We start from the raw sequence: 22,946 nt of genomic DNA on the forward strand, positions 1-22,946 counted from the left end.
GTCTTCAGGTGTAGCGGCGGTCCAGAGCGGTATTTAGCGGCCCTGGCCGCTTTGACCATAGTAATAATCATTAGCTAAGCCTAAACAAAAGCTAAAACAAGCTAAACAGAAGTAGCTTTATTTATGACGCAATCCACGGTAATCACCACATTTCTACCCGTATTTAATCAGCAGCAGCAACTGCTTGCGCTAAGTCCTGATTTAGCAGCTTTGGATCAGGATGCAGCGATTGCAGCCTTGCAGCATTGGAAGCAACTGGAACTATTTGAACAATTACCGACACTAAACTGGATGGTGTATGTCCGCGACTTGAATCAATTGCCGACTGATCTGCATCAGCGCCTTCCGGCAAACAAAATCATGTTGTGTATTCCTGAGCAGGTATGTCAGGAGCAGGAATTGCAAACCCGCCTTAAACATTTTGCGCGTTCAGGATTCCGTATCTATACCGATGACTTTCAGTCCGTCTCAGATCTGGCCTGGAGCGATACCAAAGATATCGTGATCGACGGCCAGGCGGGCGTGCCGTTCTCCGCTAAGCTGTGGATGCTGCGCCTGCCTCAAGGTCAGCATTGGGCGAAAAACGTTGATACAGCTGCTGTGCTTGAACAGGCGGTGGCAACAGGGTTTAAGCTGTTTTCTGGCGACTATGCGTTTCACCCGGCAAAGAACAATAGCACAGCCGACGGCTCTGCTAAAACCCGTTTGCTCAAGTTGCTGGGTTTGGTCGCACGTGATGCCGACTCTAAGGAATTGGAAGACTTGTTTAAACAAGATGCCAATTTGTCCTATTTACTGTTCCGGCTGGTCAGTTCGGCTGCATTTGCACAAACCGTTAAAGTCAGTAATTTCGGACAGGCGATCAATTTGCTCGGACGCAGGCAATTGCAGCGCTGGCTACAGCTTTTGCTGTATGCCAAACAATCTGATCAGGGGGGGGCGCTCAATCCACTGATGGCGCGTGCTGCATTTCGCGCGGCAATGATGGAGGCCTTGGCTCTGCGTATGGGTTTCAATCGGGATATGTCCGACGGCGCATTTATGGTTGGTATGTTTTCTTTGCTGGACACTTTATTCGCCAGTACATTAGCGGAAGTCCTGCAGCCACTAAATCTGCAAGAAGATTACATTGCAGCATTATTGCAGCGTAGCGGGCCGTTGGGGCGTTGCTTGCAACTGACAGAAATGGCCGACAGGTACTATCAACCCACATTACGCGGTATGCTTACCGAATTGGCATTGTCTGAAGATGACTATTTGTTGAGTGTGACGCATGCATTTGCATGGGTTAATCAGGTATGTAAGGATATGTAGCATGACATCCCCATCTGTTGAGGATCTGACTGTTGCGATCACCTTGAATGAGGTGGTACTGATCTTGCCAGATGATGAGCTGGAGGCTGGCATTAATCGGGTGACCACGGGACTTTTTTCAGATGCACAGATTCAGTTTGTTTTGGGCAATCCAGAACTCAATGCGGTGAATGAAGATCACCATGTCTGTAGTCCTGTCACGCCCGAGTGTTTTTATTTGCTCTCGGGTCGTTATGGAAAATACAGTGAAGCGGACCTCAAAAAATTGCATGTGCTGACCGCGCTCACAGCCCGTCTGCTGGCGACCAGAAAAGAACTGCTGGAACAAAAAAATAAGTGGCACAACTGCCAGTTGCTGCACACGCAGATACTCGACCATTTACACGACTCCGTGATCACGATGGATCTGGCTGGCTTTATCCTGAGCTGGAATCGCGGTGCTGAAAATTTATTCGGTTACAGTGCACAAGAGGCACTGGGTAAAAACATCATTTTTTTATACGACCAGGAAGGCCGGGAAGATGACATCCGTTACGATCATTTTCTGGAACATGGCGGCAGCACCATGGAAGTCAGGCGTAAAAAGAAATCGGGAGAAGTATTCTGGGCCAGCCTCACACTGAATACCTTAAAAGATAAAAATGGTTCCCCAATTGCGTTGGTCGGTTATCTGCGTGATATCACGCAGCGAAAACAAACAGAAGAGCAATTAAATCACCTCGCCTATTTTGATCCGTTGACCAATCTGCCAAACCGTATCTTTTTTAAAAAACTGGTCGATCAGCGCTTACAACTGGCACAGCGTAAGCATCAGCGTTGCGCAGTGTTATTTGTTGATTTAAACCGCTTTAAAGCGGTCAATGATACGTTGGGCCATGAAATAGGGAATGCATTGCTGCAGCAGGTGGCACAACGTTTTCGCCAGGTGTTGCGGGACGAAGATATCGTGGCACGCCTGGGCAGCGATGAGTTTGCGATTGCCATTGCTGATATCGCGAGTCAGACGCATGTGGGTCTGGTGGTGGAAAAATTGCTGGGCAGCCTGGATGCGCCATTTCTGGTCGATAGCTTCGATCTTGGTATCGGTGCCAGCGTGGGTATCGCCATGTTCCCTGATGATGGCATCAATGCTGATGCTTTGTTACAGTGCGCTGATATCGCCATGTACAAAGTGAAGCGCGATGCTTCCGTGTTTTCGGGTGACTACGCTTACTACAATCAGGAAATGAATGCCCATGTTGCAGATCGTCTGTACCTGGAGACTGATTTACGTAAAGCACTGGAATTGCAACAGTTTTTCTTGCTATACCAGCCCAAATTCGCCATCGCAACCGGTGAATTCCTGTCCGTAGAAGCCCTGGTACGCTGGCAGCACCCGGAACGCGGCATGGTCTCGCCTGCTGACTTCATACAGATAGCGGAAGATACTGGCCTCATTATTGAATTGGGAAATTGGGTGCTGCATTCCGCTTGCAGGCAGGCACGCATTTGGCAGGATGCCGGGATAGCGCCATTCCTGATTGGCGTCAATGTTTCTGCACGTGAGTTCAGCGATGCGCTGCCCGGAAAAGTCGCGACAGCGCTAAAAGTGTACGGCATTGCGCCTCAATGGTTGCAACTGGAAATCACGGAAAGCATGCTGATGCAAGGCGCAGAGGAGGTGATACGGATTATGAACCAGCTGGTCGCGCTTGGTATAGGCCTGGCTTTAGATGATTTTGGGACCGGCTATTCCAGCCTTTCGTATCTGAAACGCTTTCCTGTTGCTACCCTAAAAATCGATCAGTCGTTTGTACATGGTATTCCATCTGATAGCAATGATTGTGCCATTGCCAGCGCCATTATCGTGATGGCACATCAACTTAACTTAGAGGTTGTCGCCGAGGGGGTCGAGACCATAGAGCAATTTGAATTTTTAGGAGAGGCCGGCTGCAACCAGGCGCAGGGTTATTTACTGTCACAACCAGTCAGTGCCGAAAAAATCGCAAGCCTGTATTTAGGTAAATGAAGCACAGATCTTGTCAATGTGATCCCGGCAGGATATAATAAAAGGCTTGGAAGGTTGGCAGAGCGGTTGAATGCACCAGTCTTGAAAACTGGCGAGGTGTTAAAGCCTTCGTGAGTTCGAATCTCACACCTTCCGCCAAAAAATTTTGAAAAAGCCCTTGTAAATCAAGGGCTTTTTTGTTTTTGCTAGCTTAGTTATACCATTTGGTATGCCATCAAATCGCATTACTCTTCAAAATATTTGAGCAATTTTGCTTACTCTTGCCTGGCTGGCTTATTCCTGAAGCGATAGCAAGCTAGCTACTTTGTGATGACTTCCCAGTTTATTATAAAATCAGTTCAATCCGATTTTGTGACAAATACCTGTCTCTGATAACTTCAGTGACGTGTATTTCATGCACATCGAAAACACAAAAATTGAGCGTATATTTTTAAATATTTCGCTCGTGCTTATTTGGTCACGATTGCAAATGTCCCCGGTGCTTTATCGATCAGACTAAAAAAGCGAACCAGGTCAATGCGACTGCCATCGACACGCAGATCCTCACTCAGCAAGGTATCTTTCACGCCTGCGGTATTGGTCATCATCTTTAAAAACAGCGGCTTGGTTAATGTGAGTGTGGCATTGGCATCCTTTGCCGCTACTGCCCGCTTGTGATGTAGCACGGCATTTTCTATCCACAATACATACGACTCTTTACTATCGCTGAGCACCAGATTGATTTTCAAATTTTTGTTTTCAGCAGACTCGCCATTCAAACTGGCTGCCATCGCTTCCAGAAATTTTTCTGTCGGCGTCTGCGCCAGCATATCGATCAGAAATGCACGGTTAATGCCCTTTTTCGGCGGGCCATTTCTTAACTCGTCGACGGCAGTCAGATAGCTGTTACGCCAGGTTGCCGATTCTGCTGCATAGCCCATTTGTTCATAGGTTTTTGCCAGCAGTTCTTTCGCTGCCTGATTGCCGCTATCGGCAAATACCAGATGATTCAAGAGTTCTGCCACCCAACGATAATCCCCCTTATCGTAAGCTGCCTGCGCATTGGCGAGCGCCTTGTCTGCACCGCCAGCGAGTTCAATAATACGTTTGGCCGAGTCTTGCGGTGCGAGCGGGTTCAGGTGTGCCGGGTTGCCATCGTAAGCGCCGAGGTAAAACTGATAGATCGCTTTGACATTGTGGCGCAGGTCGCCGTAATAGCCACGTGCTGCAAAAAAATTGGCCAGTGTCTTTGGCAATTTGATCTGATCGGCGATCTCATATGGTGTCAGTCCGGCATTCATCAGGCGAACGGTTTGATCATGCATGTATTGATAGCTGTCACGTTGTTTGCTAATGAACTCAGCAATGCGGGCATGCCCCCAGACCGGCCAGTTATGCTGGCCAAAATACACCTCTGCACTGGCACTGTGTTCCAGCGCCTGATCGAGATAGGCAGACCAATGCTGGGCGTCGCGCACCTTTGCACCGCGGATAGGCAGCAGGTTATGCATGGTTTGCGCGAGAATTTCGGCGCCGGCATAGGCCTTCTTTTCCGGAAGTAAAAACGTCAATTCTGCTGGCGCCTCCGCCCCGGGCACATTATAAAAAACGAAGCGTAAACCATCGATGCTGAGTTCCTGGCTTGCCTGCGTGATCTGCTGAGTTGGCGCGAGTATGCCTATGCTGCCGTAGACAACGCCTTTGCCAAGTCCGGTATCGACATTGCCTTTGACTGAGCGTGCTAAGTCTTTCCCAAACTGGTAAGCTGAACGACGTGCCATTGCGGTGCCGACCAGAATATTTTCGCTGGTGGCTTCTTCCATAAAACCGTCAGGCGCAATCACAGGGATTTTTCTTGCCAAGGCATCTTCGGAACTCACTACCCCCAGCACGCCTCCAAAATGGTCAGCATGGCTGTGCGTGAAAATCACCGCAGATACGGGCTTATTGCCCAGATGCTCGCGAGCGAAAGCAATCGCAGCTGCCGCGCTTTCTTTGGCAGTCAGCGGATCGACGACGATAAACCCGGTTTTACCTTCAATCAGCGTCATATTGGCAATATCGAAGCCGCGTAGCTGGTAAATTCCATCGGTAACTTTAAACAAGCCGATTTGCGCATTCAGCCTGGCATGTCGCCACAGACTGGGATTGACCGTAGCCGGTGCCGGGCCATCGACGAAGCGAAACGCATCAAAATCAACCAGTACATCGCCAGCCGTGTTTGTAATTTTGCCGGTGGGACGTGCAATCCAGCCCCGCTTAGCATCCTCAAAGTCTTGCTGATCATCGAGCGCGAGACTGGCTGCCATGTCAGCATTCGCTTTGATCGTGGTTGCGCTGACCTCGCCGTTGCTGTCGGCCGGAACCGGTTTTCCACACGCAGCCAACAACATACAGGCACTGACGATAAGGCTAGAGGAAGCAAGCTGACGCATGGTGACTCCTAAAGGAAAAGATCAATGGATTTATGGATTTGATAAGGCCATGACAGAGACGATCAGATAGCCGGGCAAAATAATTTTCGGTATGGATAAAAAAAGCAAAAAAATAAAACCGAAGTAAAGCGGTGAAACCATGCTGCTAAGTGTAGGAGCGAGTTCCTTATGCAGTCCAATGCAAATTTAAGATAAGATCAATGCATTCAATGCATAGCCTGATGGACGGAACTCATGGAATTAAAACGACTGCGACACCTGATTGCACTGGCCGATGAACGCAACTTCATCCGTGCTGCACAGCGCGTCCATTTATCGCAATCCGCATTGAGCCGCAGCATACAGGCAGCAGAAAACGAATTTGGTGTGCGCCTGTTCGACCGTGGCACGACAGACGTCAGTACTACACGTGCCGGTGAGTTTGTGATTGAGCGCGCCCGTAAATTGTTATTCGACAGCCGTTGTCTTGATCGTGATATGGATTTGTTTCGACAAAAACAAATCGGGGAGCTGGCTTTTGGCAGCGGACCGTTTCCTGCAGCGACTATGCTACCCAGGTTGATACCGGAATTACGACAACATCATCCTGAGGTGCGCTTGCGTGTTGAAGTGAATAATTGGGCCTATCTGACACAACATTTACGGGCTGAAGAGCTGGACTTTTTTATTGCGGACATCCGTGATTTGCCAGCGGAAAAAGACTTGGAAATACGGCGATTCACCCAACAACCCGGCGGATTTTATGTGCGGGCCCAACACCCGCTTGCTGGCTCAAAAACAATCACGGCAGCGCAGATCCGGGAATATGGAATTGCCAGTGTCAGATTGCCGCAGTCAATACGTGAACAGCTTGCCAGGCTATTAGGCATTGCTGATCCGGCACAGCTTCCGCTTGCATTGGAATGTGATGACGTCGCGATTCTCAAGCGCACAGTGCTGTGGTCGGATACCGTACTGGCGGCGATAGCCGCTGCCGTCAGCGATGAGCTGCAGAACAGCCAATTACGCGCCATCCAATTGCGCGATGCACCAGTCCTGTATTCAGAGGTAGGCATTGTATCGCTTGCAGGGCGCAGTCACTCCCCGTTTGCTACCTTGGTCATTCAACGCTTAAAGGACATTGCCCTGGAGTTGGTGGTATTGGAGTAGATCATCCCGGAATGCGCGCCTAGGGAGCGTATTGTCGGTCTTAGCATTCAATGCGCCGCTCGTCAGCATGTTAAATAAATCGCAGTAGCCGGGTCGTTTAACTGTACGACGTGAAGCGGGATGCATGCGCAAGCATCACGCTTTGTTTTCTGTCCAGTATTCTTTGTGAGGCAAATTGTCAACTCTGTTGAAATTCCAACCAATTAACAAAAATCAACTTTTTATCTGTGATATCTGCTGATATTGTTTCTTCATGGAAAGTAATAAGTCACATCGCGCCAGTTCAAGCAATTCTTTACCCGGGATTCTTGAACTTAACTTGCTTTATATCGGATGCTTACCTACTCTGTAACACTGTGTAATGCAAAGTTTTCGATATGAAAAAGACATTGAGCAGTATCTGATTTGTGTTGCTTTCCCCGTGTCAGCGTCATTTTGGTCGTTTCTGGCATTGCGGTTTATCTGTCATGTGAGGAGTCTGCAAATGAAGATCTCAAACCTTAAAATTGGCCCACGTCTGGGGCTAGGCTTTGGATTCATCCTGTTGCTGCTGGTTAGTGTCGCTGCAATGGGCATCTACAGCATGGCAAAAAGCGATGCCGCTCTGCACCACATTGTCGAGGTGAATGTCAAAAAATTGGCTTATCTGGAAAAAATGGAGAACTCTGTGCATGTGGTGTCGCGCGTGATACGGACCATCGCTTTGTTATCTGATGAGAATGCCGCCAATGTACAGCGACAAAAAATTCTCGACGTACGCAAGACTTACAATGAGGCTTTCGACGCCCTGGAAAAAATGCCCTTAGACGAGGCTGGCAAGGGGCACGTCGCCAGGATCAAAGAGTTCCAGCTTGCGGCACGCGCGCTGAACGAAAAATTCATCGAATTAGCGAAGACGGATAAAGACGCTGCAGTGCAGTTTCTGTTGAAGGAGGTGGTGCCAGCCAATAATCACTGGCAGGAAGCGATGCACCAATTCGGCGAATTACAGCGACAAAAAAATAAGCAAGACGAAGAGTCGGCAGTAGAAAATTATAAGGCTGCACGGCTTGTCATGCTGGTGCTCACCACGCTCGCTGTGCTGACGGGTGGCCTGTTTGGCTGGTTAATTTCCCGCTCAATCACACAGCCAATTGGCGCTGCAGTCAAGATTGCACAGACCGTCGCTGTGGGTGATTTGACCGGCCAGATTGAGGTCAATTCCCAGGATGAAGTTGGTGAGTTGTTGCAGGCATTGAAAGAGATGACGGTTTCGTTGCAAAGCATAGTCAGTCAGGTGCGTGCCGGGACGGAATCGATCTCTGCTGCTTCAACCCAAATCGCCAGCGGAAATATGGACTTGTCTTCGCGTACAGAACAGCAGGCCGGCTCACTGGAGGAAACTGCCTCGTCGATGGAGGAACTGACTTCTACAGTTGAGCAAAATGCGGATAATGCGCGTCAAGCCAGTAGCCTGGCGAAAACTGCATCGGAAGTGGCTGGCAGGGGTGGTGCGGTGGTGTCGGAAGTAGTCGATACCATGACGTCAATCAATGAATCCTCACGCAAAATTGTGGACATCATCAGTGTGATAGATGGCATCGCCTTTCAAACCAATATCCTGGCCTTGAATGCGGCAGTCGAAGCAGCGCGCGCTGGTGAGCAGGGCCGCGGCTTTGCTGTGGTTGCTTCAGAAGTGCGTAATCTCGCACAGCGCAGTGCCAGTGCGGCCAAGGAAATCAAAGCCTTAATCAGTGATTCTGTGGAAAAAGTGGATGCTGGCAGCCGCCTGGTGGAGCGCGCTGGTAGCACCATGAATGAGGTCGTAGTCAGCGTCAAGCGTATGACGGATGTGGTGGCTGAAATTGCAGCCGCAACACAAGAGCAAACGACAGGTATTTCTCAGATTAATATCGCTGTCACTGAAATGGATAATGTGACACAAAAGAACGCCGCCCTGGTGGAAGAGGCTGCGGCTGCGGCAGGTGCGATGCAGGAACAGGCCAGCGCTTTGGCTCGGGTTGTGAGCACATTTATCATCGATGGCGCACAGAATCTGGCTGCTGCACCTGTGGCGACTGCCCGTTCTGCCACACGTATTCACGCCACTCAGGCTAAGCCTTCTCTGCGAAAAGCCGGTGCGCAACTCAGGCTGTCGACCTGAGGCATTCCCAGGACGGATTTGTCCCGCAGCTAGGGCTGGGCGATTCGGCTAACCCTTAACGGCAGTTGATATCAGCCCCGCTATCAGCGGGGCTTTTTCATGCGCTGCTGGTCTGATGCAGATGGCGTCGCCGTTCGGTCTGAGCAGTTGTCGTGTTAACCCTCAGCTTTTCTTGCGTGCTCAGGCGCGCGCAGTGGGATCAGGATGTCGAAACGTGCACCTTGTCCTGGTTCAGAGAACACACTTAGCCTGCCGCCCAAAATCGCCTCCACCAAATTGTGGCAGATATGCAAACCCAGACCTGAGCCGCCTTGCCCGAATTTAGTGGTGAAAAATGGGTCAAAAATTTTGCTCAGATGTTGCGCCGGTATGCCAGATCCATTGTCAGAAAAGCTGATTAAGACATGGCTTTGTGTGGCCCCGTGTAAGCTTGCGCTGATACGTATCACGCCGGGCTTGCCGTCTTCAAATGCATGTAACAGCGCATTGTTGAACAGATTGAAGATGACTTGGGTCAGTGGCCCGGGAAAGCTGTCCAGCTGTATCTGATCTGCGACCTCAGTGTCCAGGCTGACTTTGCTGTGTTTGAGTTGCACACGTAAAGTCAGCTCCAGTTCCGCTATCAGTTTTTTTAAATCGAATTTTCTGCGTAATTCGCTGGTCTGATCAACCGCAATGGTCTTAAAGCTCATGATCAGATCGGATGCACGCAAAATATTTGTGGTCAGTAAATAGCCCGCTTCATTGAGGGTATTGAAGTGGCTTTCCAGTAAAGATTTTTTGAGTTGTCCCGCTTCGAAGGCTTGTTGGGTTAGCTGTACCTTATCCGTCATCGCTGTTGCCACGGTTAAGGCATTGCCTATCGGCGTGTTAAGTTCATGCGCAACGCCCGCCACCAGTGAGCCTAAGCTCGATAATTTTTCTGAATTCACCAGCTGTGTCTGGGTGTTTTTCAAATGCTGTAAATTATCCGACAGCAGGCGATTCGATGATTCCAGTTCCGCCGTACGTTGTGCCACCCTGAGTTCCAGGGTTTGATTTAAGACGGTGATCTCTTTGATTTTTTTATTAATCTCAAATGCCATGAGATTAAAGTCATTACCCAACGCGGCTAACTCATCCCGTCCTGAAATATCGATTTTCTGTTCATAGTTACCGGCGACGATAGCCTGACTGGCCAGCGCCATCTCTTTGAGACGGTGCGAAATACGCCAGCCCAGCAGTAAGATCACCAGCAAGGTGGCCAGCATGATGGCACTGGTGCGTAACAAAGACTGTTGTTGTTCCCTGGCGGTAGCATCGATCAGGCTTTTGGTGGAAATGCCATATTGCAGGAAACCGATTTCCCTGTGCGCCAGGAGCAAGGGATTGCGTACATGGACTTCGCCTGTTTTCAGCGCAGCCTGTTCGAAGCCGGTTTCTGATGTGGGCTCTGCTAACTTTTCACCCGCAGCCAGTGTGCTGAGTAATAAAGTGCCATGTGCGTCCCCAATGACGACATAGATCAAACCATTTTCCGCATGTTCATTGAGCATTTCACTGAAAAAGATCTTCACGGTATTCAGATCGTTTTTGAGTACATAGGTCGATACTGTCATATTCAGTATCTGTGAAGTCTGGCTGATACCGGAGAGTACGTTTTCCAAAACGGCTGTTTTCAGGGTGCGGTTGCCGTCGTAAAAGACGCCCGCTATCAGCAAAGAAAAGGATAAGGCTGCAGTTATCGCAAAATAACCGATCAGGGAGTGGAAGAAGCGACTCAGTTTGATAATCATGTATCAAGAGGTAGTAAGAAATGTAGAACATTCCTAGATGCAATTACTTGGTACAGTATAGTGCAGACTTGCAATCTTCTGTTTGAGCAAGGTCGAAAGCATGCATGTTAAGTTGTGCCTGTACCACCAGTTCAGGCGCGCTTGGGCGTATGGGTGCAGAGGCAGAGCTGAGCAACTCGGGCCTATGCAGATATGTTGAAACAGGGTGGATTAGCTAATTTTTGACATTCGTGCGCAGGAAAAATTCCTGTTCCCAGCATTGCTGCAAGCACGAACCCAACTGCGCCGGATCGCTGACGTTGCCAGCTTGTTCTGCATAACGCGCTATGCTCAGGCCGGGTTGTTGCAGCGCCTTCAGGAAATGTGCTTCTTGCGGCTCCAGGCTGCAAAAGTGCGGCTGTAAGCCTTTACGCCATACTGCAAGGCTGAGCGGCTGTTCACTATAGCTGGCCTCAGGCACTTCGCGGTCATCTGCGATCGCGCGCCAGATCTGCAGGGCATTCGAGTACTGACTCAAAAAGCGCAAGGTGGGATGCAATATCGGCCATTGCTGCAGGCAGCTGTCTGCGCCACCAGCCAGGATGGCGCTACTGTCCCAGGCGGAATGATCTGCCGCATCAAACACTGAGCGTAAAGCCCATTCCAGTTCGGCTAATTCGTACAGCACCGGATGTTCCGGATAGCACAAGGCCAGATGCGCCGCAAAATGCTCACCGTAACGGCCTAAATGTTCACCCCGTGGCGGATGTTGTTCTGCATATGCACGCGCCAGCTCGTCAAAGTGCTCGCTGCCTACATACAGCAGGGTTTTAGGGAAATGATCGGCCAATACTTCGCTCAAACGCGCACGGTAGGCATTGTGATAAATTTCCAGCCCACGATGACCGGGCAAAGGGCCACCTGCATCTAACAGACGGGGCAGCTCCTGATGGCTCGCGATGCAGACTGGTGCCAGAACCAGCTCGCTCAGCAGGCTTTGCGTGATGGCGAGGGCAGTCTGCACAGCATGTACATGCTGGACTGGTGTATCGCTGAACTGTATGCCAGTGGCTAGCTTGGGACGATTTGCGTCAGCCAGCGGCTGCGATGTGCTGCTGGCTGCGATATCGCGCACCCGCTGCAACTCAGCCAGCAGCTCAGGCAGCGGCGGGATGTGATCATCTCTTTCTATCATGGTCGCAGTAGGCCCAAACAACACGCACGCTTGTGCGTACAGTGCAAACACTTCATCACGGATAGGGTGGTCATGGGTATCGATGATGAAGTCGCCATTCATGGAATGTCCGGCCAGATGGATCTGACGCACCCGATCAGCGGGCAGGGCCTGCAGATAGGCCAGCGCATCAAAGCCGTGGTTGACGCTGCTGACGTAGATATTGTTGACATCGACCAGTAATTCGCAATCGGCTTCATTGGCGACATAGCTCAGAAACTCCCACTCTGTGCGACCCGAAGCCGGAAAACGCAGATAGCTGGAGACGTTTTCGACGACTAAGCGTCTTTGCAATACGTCCTGCGCCTGGTGAATATGGCTGATGACAAGTTGAGCCGCTTCTTCGGTATAGGGCAGGGGATACAGATCGTGTAAGGCATGTGTGGCGGTGCCGGTCCAGCACAGATGGTCAGACACCCAAAGTGCTTCTATGCGTTCAGCCAGCTGCCGTACTTTTTTCAGGTAATCCGTATTCAGTCCATGTGCGGCGCCAATCGACATCGCCACCCCGTGTAAGGCAATAGGATAATCTTGGCGGAAGCGTTCCAGCATCATCAGTGGCTTACCACCCGCCACCAGAAAATTATCGGTAATCACCTCCAGCCAGTCGACCGGCTGCAAGCTGGCAAGGAAATCCTGATAGTGCACAGTGCGCAAACCCAGTCCAAAACCAGGTGAGCTGCGTTGTGGGCCAGTGCCAGGCAAAGTGCGGGTGTTGGACATAGCGGAGAGAATAAAAGTTAAAGATGGATCTGGCGTTGCAGCCAGATCCGGGAAACGCTAAAAACGCTGGAAAAGACTGGGAAAATGGTGATCAGAGATCGCCGATTACGCCTTTTTTGTCGAAGCAAGCTTTAGCGCTGACCGCTTTAAAGCCATGACCTTTGCATTCATTTTGACCCTTGCACGCATGTTCAGCAGTTTTACAATCGCTGTTTCCTTTGCAGTCGTGGATGTTGTAGCAATGCACGGTGTCGTTGGCAGCTATAGCTTTGCCTGATGCGCCCTTAGGTGCATCAGCGGCGCCGGCAACACCGGCTAAAGCGAAGGCAGTGGCAGCGAGCAAGAAAGCGGAAGAGGTCTTAACGGACATGTGAGTCTCCTAAAATAGTCAGTAGCAACGGCACCATGCCATCACTTACTGCTTCTTTAGTCGCGCCAGGCGGCAGTTACTTACACCCAAAATAAAAATATGTGAGAAAAATTTCAAATAAGATTTTTAAAGCATTTTTCCGGATATGGAACACAAACCTTTCTTTGGAGAAGTTGAGAAGTCCAGAGGTGGCCTTGATAGTAACAGCACAGGAACAAGTCCACCTCAAACAGCTGAGCGATCAAAAATTAGCGCGAGTAGGGCAAATTGATATTCAAAGGAGTTGCTTTGATTTTGCTTACGATGCCCAGGAATTTGCGATCCATAGAGGTGTAAATCAAGGTGTAGATGCTGAGTGCCGATCCGTCCGCAAATGTGCAAAGATCGTTCTGCGCGCCATGCTTGCTGGTCACCCAGCCGCCACTTGCACTCATTTCTATACCGTTCAGCAAGGCGCAGAATTGATGGCTGGGCGTTGCCCATTTGTTTGGATCAAAGGGCGGCAATTTCTCTACTGCGACACCACGCGATAAGTAGGTTGCGGCTATCGACGGATCCTTGGAAAAGAATATCCCGGCATCGACCAAACCCATGTTATCTCCATTAGTGATTTGGCACATGCGTCTTGGTACACCATTCATGAGTGTGCCTTCTGCATATTCGAACCATAAATTCTTGACGATACCTTTGTTCGTTCTGTCCTTGATGCAGTAGCTGCCGATTCCAGAGCCAGCGCTGGTCTCGTCTGTAGTAGTTTGCGCGTATGCGCAGGAAAATGCGGTCGAAGTAATCAGCAACAGAGCGGCGTTTTGCAGGATATTCATTTCATGTCTCCTAAAGAATTTCTGTTATGAGTTGCAACCTTAACTGGAGAGAGGCTGCCGCTTTAGAAGCTAACCTGATCGTATGTGCAAGTCAAAGGGTAAACCGCGTTATGTTGTTTATTGGATTAAGTTTAAAGTAACAGTGTTTCCGTATAAAATTTATTTATGTATGCCAACGGTAAAGCGTGTGCGCCTGGCAGGATGAAGGCAATTAGAAATCTGTGTTGTTTGTTTTCAGTCAGACAGAAAAGAGATCGCCTGCATAGTTTGTGTTGGCATAAGCCTTCAGAGCGAAAGCCGGCCTTTCCATTCTGGTTATAAGAAAAAGGCAGCTTGAAGGCCGGGCGTTTGCCAACCTGCTTCATCAGCATAAGTTTGCAGCGCACTGCCAGATCCGAGCGTATTTGTTTTAGCTGAACTGGAAATGCAAGAGGGAAAAGGCTGGCAAGCGACGTAGGCCTGGCAGCCGGATAGTCTCTGGGAATCTGCATGCCTGGCACCAAGCTTGCGTGTTACCCATACGAGTTTTTTATACATAAAGCAGCTTGACAAGCATAAATTCCGGGATTATTATGCCTACCAACTAGTCGGACGAATGGCTAATGAAAAGTAATGCGTATTAAAGAAATGCATATTGCTTAGATGTGGGCTGCACTCTGGCTGTCATCGGGCTGTATTTGTACTGTGTTTGTGTTGTGTATCGCCTGTCCTTCTGGGCAAATCCTGCGCTGTTTAGCCGTTCTGTCAGACAAATTGATAGTCTGAATCGGGTGATAGTTCAGGCTCAAGCTCAGATTAGCTTGCGGTGAAACAAGTATTTCGATAACGCGAAATTTTTTTATTATAGAATCGACCGATTAGTTGGTAAAGCAAGGTCTTGTGGCGAGCTGTTACTGACTTCTGCTCTTAATTATTTCAATTTTCAAAAGGAAATACCATGAAAGCAACTGGAAACAAACAAAAGCGTGTACTGCTGGTGATGAGCTCACTCGACGAAATGGGCATCAGCGGTAAGCATACCGGTACCTGGTTCACTGAACTGGCCGCACCTTATTACATCCTGACAGAAGCTGGCTATGAAGTGGTGCTGGCATCTCCTGAAGGTGGCGAAGCGCCTATCGATCTGCTCAGCCATAAGGTTCCTTTCACCACGGAATACACAGAACGCTTCCTGAAAGATCCGGTCGCGCTGTATGCCGCCCGCAATACCCGCAAATTGCGCAATATCGATTACGACGGCTTCGATGCGCTGTTTGTTCCGGGTGGTTATGGCCTGCTGTGGGATCTGGCATCGGATTCGCATTTGATCAAGATGATCAAGGAATTCCATGCTGAACAACGTCCTATCGCGATGGTCTGCCACGCACCGGCGATTCTGCGTGATGTGAAGAAAGACAATGGCGAGTACCTGGTGAAGGGTGTGAGTCTGACTGGCTTCAAAAACGCCGAAGATGCGGAAATTGAGCTCGACAAGCACTTGCTGTTCTCGCTGGAAGATGAGCTGAAAAACCGTGGTGCGAACTATGTGAGCAAGGCGAACTGGGAGCCTAACGTGGTAGTGGATGGCCCGTTGATGACTGGCCAGAGCCCGGCTTCTGCGGCACCTTTGGCACAGGCACTGGCTGAGCGTCTGAAAGCTTAAGCGCATCACTGACTCACAGTAAGACTGATCCCGGATCTTGGTTTCGACCATGTTCCGGGATTCGGGCAGATACCACAATCCAGATTGATCTGACAGAGGACGCATCATGCATACCAGCCAGCAGCCTGAACAGCACAAGCAGACTTCGCTGAACATCCGTGTTGAAACAAGTGAGCAGGTTCCTACTTTACCGGTCGCATATTTCGGTATGGCGGTGGGTACTTTGGCATTTAGCCAGACCTGGCGTGTCGCTGAGCGCGGAATCCGCTTTCCTTGGGCGTTCTCTGCCTATCTGGGTGCAATCGGGCTTGCTATCTGGTCCGTGCTGTTGCTCGCATATGTCGGTAAATGGCTGTTCCGTACCGATTTGGCTAAACAGGAAATGCAGCATCCTTTGCAATCTTCTTTAGCAGCACTGGGGCCAATTTCCAGTCTGCTGGCAGCCATCGTGGTGCAACCGTGGTCCAGAACGCTGGGTTTGCCGATTCTGTTGTTTGCATTGGCATGGCAAACCTTGTTGGGTTTCTGGATTTATGGACGATTCTGGAAGGGCGGCAGGGTGCCAGACAGTATCTCTGCTGCCATTTATCTGCCAGCGGTTGCGCAGAATTTCGTGGCGGACTTAGCGGTAACTGCATACGGATGGCAAGAGTTAGGCAGTCTGTTGTTCGGGGCCGGTTTTTTCTCCTGGCTGGCATTGGAATCCATGATAGTCAGCCGGGCCGCACTGCATGCACCTATCGCGAGTGAACAACGGCCATTGCTGGGCATACAGATGGCACCGGCGGTCGTGGCAGGGTTGACGTACACCAGCCTGCGCCCGGAAAACGCAGACATGTTCGCGCTGATGTTACTGGGCTATGGCTTATATCAGTTTGCTTTGTTACTGCGGCTGCTGCCTTGGGTTTTGCACCAGGCGTTTGCTCTGTCTTACTGGTCATTCAGCTTTGGTATTGCAGCCTTGGCCAATCTCGCTTTACGTATCGCAGAACATACACAAACTGAGCTGATGCGCATGTTGTCGTATGGATTGCTCACGATAGCAAGCGTGGTGATTCTGAGCCTCTTATCCGGCACGGCCTGCCTGATCTGGCAGCGCAAATTTGTGGTGTTCGTGCACTACGTTCCTCAACAAAAATCTCATTAAATTTGTATCTTCTTAAAGGAGTAAATGATGTCGGTCTTAACTAGAGTTACAACAACTTCAGCAGCCAAAAAATTAGTCACTGCACTCATGGGTGCCTTAGTCATGACAACAGCCAGTGCCGCAACTGCTGCATCCGGCGACATGTTGATCAAGCCGTTTGAGCAATTGCAATTCTCTGAAAAAGTGCCAGGCAATCCGCAGATTTCACCGGTCAAGGGCATTCCCGAAACCCAGCCGTCTTCGATCGTAATGAAAATGGGGCGTGGTGCTTTTCCTCTGCATACGCATACTGCGAATTATCAGCTGGTCGTGATTAAAGGCATCATGAAACACTGGGATGAAAAAGGCAGTCAGAAATCTGCACCGAAAATGGGGCCGGGCAGTTACTGGTACCAGCCGGCGGGTCAGGTGCATGGTGATGCATGTGAGAGTAACGAGTGCGTCTGGTTTATTACATTTGACGGACCAAGGGACTTCGCTGTTCAGCAGTAACTATCAGTCAGGATGTCGGGAAGAATGCAGCAGATTTCCCGACATCCGGATACCAATCTTCATTGATGGCAGACATATCATGGACACAAAAAAAACTGAGCAGACGCTTGCCGATAAGCCGCGCAGTATCCTGATCGCAGGTTACAGCGCAGGCTTAGGCAGCGCTCTGGAACGCCGCTTTGCACAAGCGGGTTATGAAATCATTACCGTAGCACGTCAGCATGGGGCAACAATACATTGCGATCTGACTGATGCCGAAGCAAGTGCAGAATTATTTGCCAGACTGGATCAGACATCCGCGCCTTTAGCCGGTGTGATCCATAATGCGATGGAATTTTTACGCCTGCCATTGCTGGAGACTTCAACACAGCAGATGGAGTCGGTCTGGCGTTCCATGGTCTTGACTGCTTTTAATCTGACACAACAGGCGGTACCCCGTCTGATACAGCAAGGTGGTGGCAGTATGCTGTTTTCAGGAGCCTCCGGAAGCTTGCGTGCTGGAGCAGGATTTGCCGCATTCAGTTCAGCTAAATTTGCCTTACGCGGCCTGGTGCAGGCCTTGGCGCGCGAACATGGACAGGACGGCATACATGCAGCCCATATCGTGATCGATGGCCTGATACGGACAGAAAAAACAGCGATCCGGTTTGCTGATGCCAGGCCCGCCAGCATGATAGATCCGGATGCACTGGCAGACCAGTATTTTCAACTGTTTCATCAGGCGCCCAGTGTGTGGTCTCAGGAAATTGATATACGGCCACAAGACACAAGACAGCAACAGGGAGTACGGTCATGAATCAGCCTGTCGTGATTATTGGTGCTGGCCTTAGTGGCTTATACGCAGCACGCCAGCTCTCTGCAGCAGGGCGAGAAGTGATCCTGGTCGAAGCGCGTGACCGTCTTGGCGGGCGTGTGCTATCAGGGAAAAGTGATGAGTCAGCAGCATGCTGTGATCTTGGGCCGACCTGGTTCTGGCCACAATGGAATCCCCGTATCAATGCTTTGATACGGGAATCGGGTATCGCGACTTTTCCGCAATATCAGACGGGTGCCGATACGATAGAGTTGCGTAACGGTGAGGTATTTCAGCAAAAAAAAGATCCGCGTTATGCCGTCGACTCGAAGCGCGTGCGCGGAGGGATGGCAGCCTTGATTCAATACCTGAGCAGCGGCTTGCATGATGTCTCTGTGTTGCTCAACTCCTCTGTCACTGCCATGCACTTGCAAGAGGATGCCAGCATTGTTCTGACACTGGATCAACACGGAATTTCTGCTCAGCTGACTGCTGCGGAGGTAATCAGTACCATACCGCCAAGGTTGTTGGCACAATCTGTCAATGCTGACCCACCCTGGCCAGCCACGACGGTCAGCGCCTGGAAACATACGCCAACCTGGATGGCGCCGCATGCTAAATTTGTCGCTTGCTATGCGCAGCCATTTTGGCGTGAGGCCGGATTGTCAGGCGATGCGATGAGTGAAATCGGGCCGCTGAGCGAGATGCATGATGCTTCTGACAGCACTTATGCCTTATTTGGTTTTATCGGCTTGTCCATTTTTCAGCGCGCCAGACTGGGTGAGCAACAACTGAGCAATCTGGCTTTACAGCAACTGGCACGCATTTATGGTGAGGCAGCCTTAAAGCCAAGCGCCACCTACCTTAAGGATTGGACAGCGGATGTATGGACGGCGACGCCATTAGATGCCACGGCTTTGCGTTCACATCCGGTCTACCAGAGCCCGGAATTGCCGGCTCCCTGGCAAAATCGCTTATTCCTGGCGGGTGCAGAATTTGCGCCTACCCATGGTGGATTTTTGGAGGGAGCGCTGGAATCGGCCGAAAATGCAGTCGCTCAACTGCTCATCAAAAACATGAACTATACCCAGACCGTGATCGTTTAAAACTGTCGATGAAGAGTTGTCCGGGTGCAAAAAGCGCCGTTTTTTTTTAATCTATATAACTACCGATTACTTGGTATAATTGACTTATTATGAAATTACATGCTGATCTTTCTATTCGTGCAGTAGTGCAAACTGCGCTTCTGCCCTGGGTCGACTCCCCGGTCAACGGCGTACAGCGTAAGCTGATTGAACGTGACGGGGAAGAGGTCGCACGTGCCACCAGCCTGGTCAGATACGCCGCTGGTATGCAGTTTTTCAGCCACGACCATGAGCTGGGCGAGGAGTTTCTGGTGCTGGAAGGCGACTTTAACGATGAATACGGCAGCTACGGGCCAGGTACCTACGTTAAGAATCCTCCTGGCTCCAGACACACGCCGTACACGGTGAATGGCTGCACTATTCTGGTTAAATTGCGTCATATGGATAAGCGGGACTTGATACGTACCGTGATCGATACCACGACCGCTGCCTGGCATGCTGGTACTGTCCCCGGTCTGTCGGTCTTGCCTTTGTCTGAATTTGAAACGACGCATACTGCCTTGGTACGTTGGGCACCTGGCACCCAATTCAAACCACACCGTCATTTCGGTGGGGAAGAGATCTTCGTACTGGAAGGCGTATTTCAGGATGAGTCCGGAGATTATCCGGCCGGAACCTGGATCAGAAGTCCTCATTTAAGTACACACACACCTTACAGCGAACAAGGTTGTCTGATTCTGGTTAAAATCGGACACTTGTCAGCGACAGATAACCCTTAAAATTCTATGAAACATTTTTCAGAAATTTCGGCGACTGCCGAGCGTGTGGTGGATGCAGCCGAAGGGCTGATCCAGGCACGTGGCTATAACGGATTTTCTTATGACGACGTAGCCCGGCTGGTCGGTATTAAAAAGCCCAGCATACATCATCACTTTGCAACCAAAAGCGAGCTGGCAGCCGTCGTCGCACAACGTTATACACATCGGTTTAAAGAGCTATTGCTGCAGATAGAAGGGAGCAGCGTCAAGGCTGCTGAACGCTTGTCCGCCTATGCCGCATTGTTTGAAAAAACGTTTAGCACAGACAAGCATTTATGCGTTTGTGGCATGCTGGGCGCCGAGTCCAGTTCTTTGCCCGAGATTGTGAATCATGAGGTGCAACGGTTTTTCGATGCGAATCTGGACTGGCTGACGCAGATTGCTGATGATGGTCAGCGTGCCGGTCAACTGACGTCTAAGCTCAGCCCGCAAAGCATTGCTGAGACTTATCTCTCATTGCTCGAAGGGGCGATGGTGGTCGGCCGTGGCATGCAAAAAGCAAGTGGGCCCGCCATTGTTGCCGATCATTTCCTGAAAACTCTGACCGTCAATTAATTACGCAGTGAATCGTCACATAAGTTTGTAGGGATTTGTATAGGCGACTATACAGACCCTACGCAAAGCCGGGTATCTGAGTGATGCCCGACTTCGCTTATGGCGCAACAGCTGAATTTGTAAATATGTGGATGCTGTCAAATTGCAGATGGTGCATGAATTCGCGCAGTATCAGCAAACGCATGGCAAAGGCATTGCCTTCAGGTATACCCTCAGCACTGGCCGGTTTTCCTTGTATTACTGCAGCCAAGCGGCTGAATACACGCTCCATCACATCGATAGGCAACAGCATGTGTTTGCTGTCCGGAATACCTGCAAGCAGTGCAATAGCTTTCAATTCAGGATTATCAGTGACTAACACACTGTTCTTGTCGATCAAACGGTGCTTACTTATGATTTCGTCCTCGATAGGTTCTATCGCCATTTCAAATTCACTGCGTCGTGGCGGCGTATGGCGTAGCAGTTCCCGGGCGGAACGTTCTGCACCGATCTCCAGCTGCAAGAGCATTGTTTCCGGCTTTGCAGTCGCGACCAGCGTTTGTTCCGCTTGTATGTCGAGCAAAGTCAGTGCAGCAACTTGTTGCAATTGCGTGTGAATTGCCGTGATACGTGTGCGGTAGCTTTCCATTAAATTGTTCATAAATATCCCATTCTTCGTTCAGCTTAGTGTACTGTTCAGGGTGAATTGATGCAGCCCGACTAGTAGGTAGGATAACTTCGGTGGGTACCGCTGTCAAGGTTTTTTTGGCTAAGCCTAAATGCCAGCTTTACTCAGGTAGTCGTTTGTGCTTTCAAGTTAAGACGGCATAAGCAAAGCAGGGTGGTTCAGGTAGCGATCCGGCGTGGCAGTAGCCGCTCATATTCTTTTTTGACGACCATATAGCATTCACAGGTACGCTTTTCTAAGCCCGGACGGTCAATTACGGTGATGTGGCCACGGCTATAGCGTATCAGGCCTGCAGTCTGTAATTTCAATGCAGCTTCAGTCACCCCCTCACGCCTGACGCCCAGCATGTTGGCAATCAGTTCTTGCGTCATATTCAGATTCACGCTGGACAAGCGATCCAGACTGAGTAATAGCCAGCGGCATAATTGCTTATCCAATGTGTGGTGACGGTTGCAGACAGCAGTCTGTGCCATCTGCGTAATCAGGGCTTGCGTATACCTTAACAACAGATGTTGCACCGGACCCGCTTTATTGAATGCTTCTTTGATACAACTGGCTGGCAAACGATAACCATAGCCTGCACTTTGGACCACGGCACGGCTGGGCGTGGTCTCTCCCCCCATAAATAAAGAGATGCCCACCACGCCTTCATTACCGACCACGGCTATTTCTGCTGAGCCGCCGTCCTCCAGTACATACAACAGCGAAACGATAGAAGTAATGGGAAAATACACAAAATTCTGAGTTCCCCCAGATTCGTAGAGCACCCGCCCCAGCGTCATGTCAAAGTAATCCAGCTTCGGCAGCAAGGTTTCCAATATGGCTGTAGGTATGCAAGCCAATAAGTGATTTTTTTGGATGTCACTCAGTGTTTTCATGGTTTTCCTCAGGCTCAGGCTAGCTTCTGATTTAAAGTGAACGCCTCCATGAAATCAGAAAATGAACGGAAAGGAGCCTGTCGTATTATGCAACTAACCTGGCGATTTATATGTTGGTTAACGCACATAGGACAAGAATTTCATGTGTACTCAGCTTATTCACAATGCCGGTTGCGCTCGGCCTGGGCCTGGGATTCAGAGCTTAGCTCCTATGCCTGATGGCTATCGTTAAGCGTTCATATTCATTTTGGATGATACGATGGCAATCACAGGCTAGTTTTTCCAAACCAGGCTGATCGGTGATGGTCAGTTTGCCACGGCTGTATTCGATTAGCCCTGAGCGCTGTAAATACCCGGCGATGGCAGTCACCCGCTCCCGCCGTGTGCCCAGGGTAGTGGCCATGTATTGTTGCGTCACTAATTGTTCTGAAGATCCGCTGTGGCGGCTGTTTTCCAGCAGATAGCGGCATAATTGCTGAAGTAAACTGTGATGGATAGTGCAGATGGAGAGTTGTGCCAGCTGCATAATCAGGGTTTGTGTGTAGTGCAATAGTAAGTGCATCAAAGCACCTTGACGATGGAATTCATGCTTCAGCCGGTCGCCGGGAATACGGTAGGCATAGCCGCAGCATTGCACCTGGGCCGAACACGGAGCGATGTTATCGGCCAGTACCAGTGAGATACCCAGCATGCCTTCGGCCCCGATAGTGATGACTTCAGAAAACGCTGGCCCTTTGTTGCTATACATCAAAGCAATGATCGCTGTTGTTGGAAAGTAGGCATAACGTTCCATTTGACCGCTTTCATAAATCATTTCACCGGGCTCCAGTTTTTTCAGTTCAGCCTGCGCGGTGATACGTATTAACTCATGTTGGGGAAGCGTCTTCAGTAGCCGGTTTTTGATGGAGGATTGCATAGCTGTGACCCACATGAGTA

19 protein-coding genes and 1 tRNA gene are annotated in these 22,946 nt (G+C 50.1%); 12 read left to right on the top strand and 8 right to left on the bottom strand.

What is annotated here, in order from left to right:
* The first annotated feature begins 123 nt into the window (after positions 1 to 123).
* The 3 genes from H8K43_RS01145 (at position 124) to H8K43_RS01155 (ending at position 3,460) form a co-directional block, all read left to right on the top strand.
* Entirely contained in the window at positions 124 to 1,314 is a 1,191-nt protein-coding gene (locus tag H8K43_RS01145) for an HDOD domain-containing protein (protein WP_186902151.1), read from the top strand.
* Between the two features lies 1 nt (position 1,315).
* Positions 1,316 to 3,322: a putative bifunctional diguanylate cyclase/phosphodiesterase gene (locus H8K43_RS01150; protein WP_186902152.1), complete on the top strand. Its 2,007-nt coding sequence runs from the start codon at positions 1,316 to 1,318 to the stop codon at positions 3,320 to 3,322.
* A 48-nt stretch (positions 3,323 to 3,370) separates the two neighbouring features.
* Positions 3,371 to 3,460: transfer RNA gene (locus tag H8K43_RS01155), tRNA-Ser, on the top strand.
* Between the two features lie 311 nt (positions 3,461 to 3,771).
* Here H8K43_RS01155 and H8K43_RS01160 read toward each other — a convergent pair.
* Positions 3,772 to 5,736, bottom strand: a complete 1,965-nt coding sequence (locus H8K43_RS01160) for an alkyl/aryl-sulfatase (RefSeq protein WP_222610922.1) — start codon at positions 5,734 to 5,736, stop codon at positions 3,772 to 3,774.
* A 234-nt stretch (positions 5,737 to 5,970) separates the two neighbouring features.
* Here H8K43_RS01160 and H8K43_RS01165 point away from each other — a divergent pair, with 234 nt between their 5' ends.
* Both H8K43_RS01165 and H8K43_RS19060 read left to right on the top strand, forming a co-directional pair.
* Positions 5,971 to 6,885, top strand: a complete 915-nt coding sequence (locus H8K43_RS01165; protein WP_186902153.1) for a LysR family transcriptional regulator — start codon at positions 5,971 to 5,973, stop codon at positions 6,883 to 6,885.
* 484 nt (positions 6,886 to 7,369) lie between these two features.
* Positions 7,370 to 9,028, top strand: a complete 1,659-nt coding sequence (locus H8K43_RS19060; protein ID WP_186902154.1) for a methyl-accepting chemotaxis protein — start codon at positions 7,370 to 7,372, stop codon at positions 9,026 to 9,028.
* Between the two features lie 155 nt (positions 9,029 to 9,183).
* On the opposite strand, the gene H8K43_RS01175 is transcribed toward H8K43_RS19060, so the two are convergent.
* The 4 genes from H8K43_RS01175 to H8K43_RS01190 all read right to left on the bottom strand — a co-directional run bounded on the left by H8K43_RS01175 (position 9,184) and on the right by H8K43_RS01190 (position 13,933).
* Entirely contained in the window at positions 9,184 to 10,803 is a 1,620-nt protein-coding gene (locus tag H8K43_RS01175) for a sensor histidine kinase (RefSeq protein WP_186902155.1), read from the bottom strand.
* A 214-nt stretch (positions 10,804 to 11,017) separates the two neighbouring features.
* Entirely contained in the window at positions 11,018 to 12,739 is a 1,722-nt protein-coding gene (bufB, locus tag H8K43_RS01180; RefSeq protein ID WP_186902156.1) for an MNIO family bufferin maturase, read from the bottom strand.
* 91 nt (positions 12,740 to 12,830) lie between these two features.
* On the bottom strand, positions 12,831 to 13,109 hold the full coding sequence (gene bufA2, locus H8K43_RS01185; RefSeq protein ID WP_186902157.1) for a BufA2 family periplasmic bufferin-type metallophore: 279 nt from the start codon (positions 13,107 to 13,109) through the stop codon (positions 12,831 to 12,833).
* Between the two features lie 248 nt (positions 13,110 to 13,357).
* The gene (locus H8K43_RS01190) at positions 13,358 to 13,933 is read right to left on the bottom strand and encodes a hypothetical protein (protein WP_186902158.1); all 576 of its coding nucleotides are present in this window, start codon (positions 13,931 to 13,933) and stop codon (positions 13,358 to 13,360) included.
* A gap of 937 nt (positions 13,934 to 14,870) precedes the next feature.
* Here H8K43_RS01190 and H8K43_RS01195 point away from each other — a divergent pair.
* From H8K43_RS01195 to H8K43_RS01225, 7 genes are all read left to right on the top strand, one after another.
* Positions 14,871 to 15,575: a type 1 glutamine amidotransferase domain-containing protein gene (locus H8K43_RS01195; protein WP_186902159.1), complete on the top strand. Its 705-nt coding sequence runs from the start codon at positions 14,871 to 14,873 to the stop codon at positions 15,573 to 15,575.
* 106 nt (positions 15,576 to 15,681) lie between these two features.
* Positions 15,682 to 16,722, top strand: coding sequence for an SLAC1 family transporter (locus H8K43_RS01200; protein ID WP_186902160.1), 1,041 nt, complete (start codon positions 15,682 to 15,684; stop codon positions 16,720 to 16,722).
* A 27-nt stretch (positions 16,723 to 16,749) separates the two neighbouring features.
* A complete protein-coding gene (locus H8K43_RS01205) occupies positions 16,750 to 17,214 on the top strand; it encodes a DUF4437 domain-containing protein (protein WP_186902161.1) in 465 nt (154 codons plus the stop codon).
* A gap of 79 nt (positions 17,215 to 17,293) precedes the next feature.
* Positions 17,294 to 18,010, top strand: coding sequence for an SDR family NAD(P)-dependent oxidoreductase (locus H8K43_RS01210; RefSeq protein WP_186902162.1), 717 nt, complete (start codon positions 17,294 to 17,296; stop codon positions 18,008 to 18,010).
* Positions 18,007 to 19,113 (top strand): flavin monoamine oxidase family protein, encoded by a 1,107-nt coding sequence (locus H8K43_RS01215; RefSeq protein WP_186902163.1) that lies wholly within the window; start codon positions 18,007 to 18,009, stop codon positions 19,111 to 19,113. The genes H8K43_RS01210 and H8K43_RS01215 overlap by 4 nt, the downstream gene beginning before the upstream one ends.
* A gap of 89 nt (positions 19,114 to 19,202) precedes the next feature.
* A complete protein-coding gene (locus tag H8K43_RS01220) occupies positions 19,203 to 19,871 on the top strand; it encodes a cupin domain-containing protein (RefSeq protein ID WP_186902164.1) in 669 nt (222 codons plus the stop codon).
* Between the two features lie 6 nt (positions 19,872 to 19,877).
* Positions 19,878 to 20,465 carry a TetR/AcrR family transcriptional regulator gene (locus H8K43_RS01225; RefSeq protein WP_186902165.1) on the top strand — a complete coding sequence of 196 codons (588 nt, stop codon included), beginning with the start codon at positions 19,878 to 19,880 and terminating at the stop codon, positions 20,463 to 20,465.
* A 97-nt stretch (positions 20,466 to 20,562) separates the two neighbouring features.
* Here the strand turns inward: H8K43_RS01225 and H8K43_RS01230 are convergent, their stop codons facing one another.
* The 3 genes from H8K43_RS01230 to H8K43_RS01240 form a co-directional block, all read right to left on the bottom strand.
* Positions 20,563 to 21,105 carry a hypothetical protein gene (locus H8K43_RS01230; RefSeq protein ID WP_186902166.1) on the bottom strand — a complete coding sequence of 181 codons (543 nt, stop codon included), beginning with the start codon at positions 21,103 to 21,105 and terminating at the stop codon, positions 20,563 to 20,565.
* A 185-nt stretch (positions 21,106 to 21,290) separates the two neighbouring features.
* Positions 21,291 to 22,010, bottom strand: a complete 720-nt coding sequence (locus tag H8K43_RS01235; protein WP_186902167.1) for a Crp/Fnr family transcriptional regulator — start codon at positions 22,008 to 22,010, stop codon at positions 21,291 to 21,293.
* A 202-nt stretch (positions 22,011 to 22,212) separates the two neighbouring features.
* Complete coding sequence (locus H8K43_RS01240) at positions 22,213 to 22,926, bottom strand: Crp/Fnr family transcriptional regulator (protein WP_186902168.1); 714 nt, start codon at positions 22,924 to 22,926, stop codon at positions 22,213 to 22,215.
* Positions 22,927 to 22,946: the final 20 nt, after the last annotated feature.

Origin of the sequence: Cognatundibacterium curvum (assembly GCF_014284235.1) — a bacterium.
GTDB classification, from domain to species: Bacteria; Pseudomonadota; Gammaproteobacteria; order Burkholderiales; family Burkholderiaceae_D; genus Undibacterium; species Undibacterium curvum.